This is a genomic window from Aliiruegeria lutimaris, from assembly GCF_900099935.1.
Classification (GTDB): Bacteria; Pseudomonadota; Alphaproteobacteria; order Rhodobacterales; family Rhodobacteraceae; genus Tropicimonas; species Tropicimonas lutimaris.
Window position 1 is genome coordinate 1 of the sequence record NZ_FNEK01000150.1, and the last position, 4,479, is coordinate 4,479.

Sequence of the window (4,479 nt, forward strand, 5' to 3'; positions counted from 1 at the left end):
GCAATCGCCCGAAGGTTGGTCACAATCGCTAACGCGATCATCAAAACCGATACCCCATGGCGTCTTAAGCTCGATGAATAGACACAGTTGCTAGCCATTGACCATCGGAGCAAGCCGTCCGTGATCAGTTCCAAATGGAGCGATTCATGCTGTGTTCTGGTACGACTTCTTGAGTGCGCCGAGATTCGCAGCTTCCGTTCGGTGGATTTTGCCAACTCTTTCTCGTCAATGGTCCTGAAAGCGGACTTTTGCCAACTCTTTCTCGTCAATGGTCCTGAAAGCGGACTGATGAAAGGAAAAAGCGACTTCGCGCGGGCCTATTCATTTGGATAGGTTTTCTGGGAGGAGCAGAATTAGTCATTATTGGTCGGGCTCGGATTCGTGAATAGTCAGCAGGAAATCAAGTCCCTGTAAACAAGGGGAATTGATTGTTTCCGAACGACATTTTCCGTTTGTTAACAAAGGACTGATTAGGACTCCGTTGCATGGGTGTTCCGGCTGTGTCGGCGGGATGCTCCAGCAGCGTTGACAGGTTGCCTGAAATGGTCCTTCTTTTCCTTAGGGAAAATGTAATCGGGTGAAAGAAAAGCTTTATTGTTTCTGCGCGTAGGGACGGATGCAGGCGCTTTGCGCGTGAAGAGGGGAAATCTTACGGAGGCCGGATGTCGCTTCTTTCCTCTGGCTTCGAGCATCGTCAACGCTCGCGAGGCGCACCCTTTGAAAGGTTTCAGATGTTTAGGACGACGAGGATGAATATTGCGGGAATCGTTGGCGCTGAGAAGCGCTCCAAGATGTCTTGCGCAATTCTCCCCGCCCTGTTACGGAATCAGGCTAGGCCAGCGAGATCGCGCATCGCTCATGACGTTCGAAAGATCCGGTTGAAAGTTCCGCCGATCTCTCCAGTCAAGACCGGCGCAGGAAATACAGATAAGGACATCCATCTCCCAGCCGTCAAAGCGTGTGTGACGTGGGTATCAACGAACTTCCAGGCCATGTTTGCTGTGGCTTGCAAGAAAGCGTCGCGTGGTCCTGCCGCAGCAGGTCCGGTTTGGACACGCTCCGCATATTTTCTGCAGTCGCTTGGCCGTGGAGGCCGTGGTATTTTTTTTACGTCGCTGACGGACCACACCCATGCCGTAGGTGATATTAGTGCCACGGTCTCCGTGATCGCCATAACCCATGGTGCGCAAAAGCCCATGAACCGAGCGTTTCGGGAAGCGCTCGATGTGCGGTGCGTTCCTTGGTCGGGCATCGGGTGGCGCTCCCGACGTGTCTCACGCCAGAGATTTTTCCAGTTCAAACTTTCCGCCAGGCCAACAAGATGAACACCACTCGAACTGTCCTGCTTTTGGGCAATTTCCGACCGACTGTCACCGTGATACGAGCCGTCTCCCGCCTCGGCTATAATACCGCGGTCAAGCGCGACCTTGGAGGGCTGGCCGCAGCTTCCAAGCACTGCGACGAGATCTGGGAAAGTGAGACAAAGCCTGAGGATCCAGCATTTCTCGAAGAGTTGCGCGCGTTCCTGGAGGGGCGTCCGGACATCTCGATCGTTATGCCGGTCGAGGAGCAATATGTCCTCGCGCTTGCCCGTAACTGGGATTCCCTTCCGGCCGGGCGCACATATGCGACGCCGTCGCCACGTATCGTTCTGACCTGTCTCGACAAGGTCGGAATGCTGGATGTCTGCAAGAAGACCGGCATCCCCTCCGCACCCAACGCGACCGTCGCCAATCTCGAAGAACTCTACGCGGCTGCGGAGCAGATCGGCTATCCCCTGGTGGTGCGCCCGCTCTGGTCGGCGCGCCCAATCGCTGGCCGCAAAGCCTATATCACGATGGACGAGAAAACGATGAAGCGCGAGTTGCACGAATGGCCCGAAGGCCATGAGAGCCTTATCGTCCAGCGCTTTATCTCCGGTCCGCGTTACAATGTCGACTACGCCGCGCAGAAAGGCAAAACGATACAAGCGGTGGCGACCCGGATCCTGCGCACCGATTCCTATGACTATACCGGTATCGACGTGTATGGCGAAACGATCCCCATGCCGGACAACCTGTGGGACTTTACCGAGCGTATGAATGCCGAGCTGAATTATACCGGCGTCGGCCTTATCCAGTTCATGGTGGATCATGAACGCGATGAGATCAGCTTCCTGGAACTGAACCCACGCTTCAATGGGAACTCGGCGGTTCCGGCGCATGCCGGTCTCGAGTTGGTCCGCCTGTCCATCGACCTAGCCGAGGATCCCGACTGCGAGGAGCCTGTCGTCATTTCGCCCGGCGGGTTGAAGCATGCCTGGCTCTACGGCGACGTGATGGGCACCCGCAAATCGCTCCAGCGCGGAATGCTGAGCAAGGGACAGGTGCCCGGGGAGATCAGGCGTGCTATCACGAATGCTTTGACCGCGGATTTCCACGTAATCTGGAGTTGGCGCGATCCAATGCCAGCGATCTCCCAGATGGGCATCGCCATGAACAAGCTGCTCGGCAGGATTGAGTAGAAAAACAACGGGCCATGGGGCTTGGAATCACAGCCTTCCTGCCCGCAGTGCCCTGTTTCCGGCCCGTCGCAGCAGGTCGACCTGTCGGTCATCGAGGAATTTTCGCGTTGGGCGCTGGGCTGTCTTGCGGAGCCAGCGCAGCGCACCGAGGGGGTGCGTGACACGTTCCAGAGAGCCTTCGCTAAGGGCGCGCGCCTGGTTCGAGAATTCGATCTTGTAACGTTCCGATCCGCGTCCGAAATCAAGTTCCGCCATGCCCTCCAGCGCGGCGGCCTCGATGCAATGGCGCATTAGGACGAGGCCAGCGGAGAGGTTGCCCAAATCGGGGTCATAGCTCGGAAACCACCAGTGCCAGGCGCGCGGCGTAGTGATGCCGAAATGGGCTGCAACCATCCGGTCGCCTGCATAGAGAGTCGATAGCCGGCCCTGGAAACTCGGCTCTTGTTGCTGCCGAAGATCCTCTAGCAAAGCCTTGTCCCAGCCATCGGCCAAAAACTGCACACCGAGCCGTTTCAGCGCGTTCCTCTTCCAGCGTTGAAACCCTGACCAGGCCTCAGGAGAAGGATCGTGAACCTGGAAGCGGAGCGGGCCGGCCTCGCGCGCCAGCTTGCGCTCCTTGCGGGCGAGTGTCTTGAGCGCCTTGGTTCGGGCGTTCACTTCTTCCTTCCAGCGATCATAGCCCGCGCGTAGGTCCACTCCGGGTGAGGTGGAGGAAAAATAGCCATTCTCCGCGAATAACGGCTGCGCGCTCAGGGCATGGTTGAAGTCGAAAGCTGACAGCCCCAAACCACGCAGCAGATCGCCCATCAAGGCCGAAGGGGGCGCGATGCCGATTATCCCCTGATAGTCGCAGAGCTTCCCGCCGACCGGAACGCCGCGGCCGCAGCCGCGTCGGTGAAACGGAATCAACCCAATTATGTCGCTGCCCTCCCGGATCAGCCCGACGTGCAGGTCATTCCGGCATCGCCCCACCGCTAGGGCGAATTCAGGCGAAAAGAAGGGGCTGGCCAGATCCTCGGATTGCGACTGCAGGACGCGCCACTTTTCTACAAGGTCGGGGTCGAGATCGCGAGTGGTTATGGTCTCGATATGCACGGCTTTAAAAATTCATCTGCTTTGTCGGCTTGGCGGCATGATGTGGGGGCTTGAGGCGGTGCGCAATAGGGGGCAGGGACTTTTTTGCCTGTGTACGCGGAACCGTCGAACGGCATGCGACGTGGTCAGTCGAAACAGTCTGTTCGCAGGCTTTAGGTTTTTGATCCCATGGTTTGATGGTGCGATCCATTCGATGGAATGGAAGGAAGCACTATGGGACAAGTTCGTCATGGCTGCGCCACGACCACGCACGCTGTCAGAGCAGCAATACAGCGATCGCAAGCTTCGACCGCGGAGCTGAGCCGCGAACTCGGCATCAACCCGAAGACGGTCGCGAAGTGGCGGAAGCGACAGACGGTTGAAGACTGCAAGACCGGGCCAAAGGAGCCGCGCTCAACCGTTCTCAGCGCCGAAGAGGAAGCCGTCGTTGTTGCCTTCCGGCGCCATACCCTGCTCCCGCTCGACGATTGCCTCTACGCATTGCAGCCGACGATCCCACATCTGACGCGGTCTTCACTGCATAGATGTCTGTGTCCAAAAGCGGTTCCGGTATCCCAACACTGCAGACGGTCGTAATGCGCTGGTCGCGATGATCCAGCAGTTATCCGGCCCTATGAAAGTCGGATTTGAAGCTACGGGTGGCCACGAATGGGTGCTCTGGACGGAACTTTCTGCTGCAGGGATTGTCGCTGTTCAGCTTTCTCCTGCACAGATCAAGGCATTCGCGCTTTCCCGGGGCACGCGGGCGAAGACGGACCGGATCGACGCCGAACTGATCGCCCGGTTCATGGCATTCAGACCGGAAGCCGGACGAGAATTGCCGGACGAAAATCTGCGCATACTCAGAACCTTGACGACACGCCGGGCACAGCTCGTCGATA

At 57.8% G+C, this 4,479-nt stretch carries 3 protein-coding genes and 1 pseudogene; 3 read left to right on the forward strand and 1 reads right to left on the reverse strand.

Annotated elements, in window-relative coordinates; translation table 11 throughout:
• Positions 1–1,321 precede the first annotated feature (1,321 nt).
• Complete coding sequence (locus BLR85_RS27850; RefSeq protein ID WP_139188611.1) at positions 1,322–2,503, forward strand: ATP-binding protein; 1,182 nt, start codon at positions 1,322–1,324, stop codon at positions 2,501–2,503.
• A 27-nt stretch (positions 2,504–2,530) separates the two neighbouring features.
• Here BLR85_RS27850 and BLR85_RS27855 read toward each other — a convergent pair whose 3' ends face one another.
• Complete coding sequence (locus BLR85_RS27855; protein ID WP_093165063.1) at positions 2,531–3,598, reverse strand: GNAT family N-acetyltransferase; 1,068 nt, start codon at positions 3,596–3,598, stop codon at positions 2,531–2,533.
• 213 nt (positions 3,599–3,811) lie between these two features.
• Between BLR85_RS27855 and BLR85_RS27860 the strand changes: the two are divergent.
• Together BLR85_RS27860 and BLR85_RS27865 are read left to right on the forward strand one after the other, a co-directional pair.
• Positions 3,812–4,129: pseudogene (locus BLR85_RS27860) on the forward strand (IS481 family transposase); the annotation flags it as partial.
• A gap of 58 nt (positions 4,130–4,187) precedes the next feature.
• A partial coding sequence (locus tag BLR85_RS27865) for an IS110 family transposase (RefSeq protein ID WP_244520913.1) occupies positions 4,188–4,479 on the forward strand: 292 nt, incomplete at its 3' end.

Bases quoted from the DNA above. Each gene is read 5' to 3' on its own strand.
- BLR85_RS27850 (WP_139188611.1), top strand. From the start codon at position 1,322: ATGAACACCACTCGAACTGTCCTGCTTTTGGGCAATTTCCGACCGACT.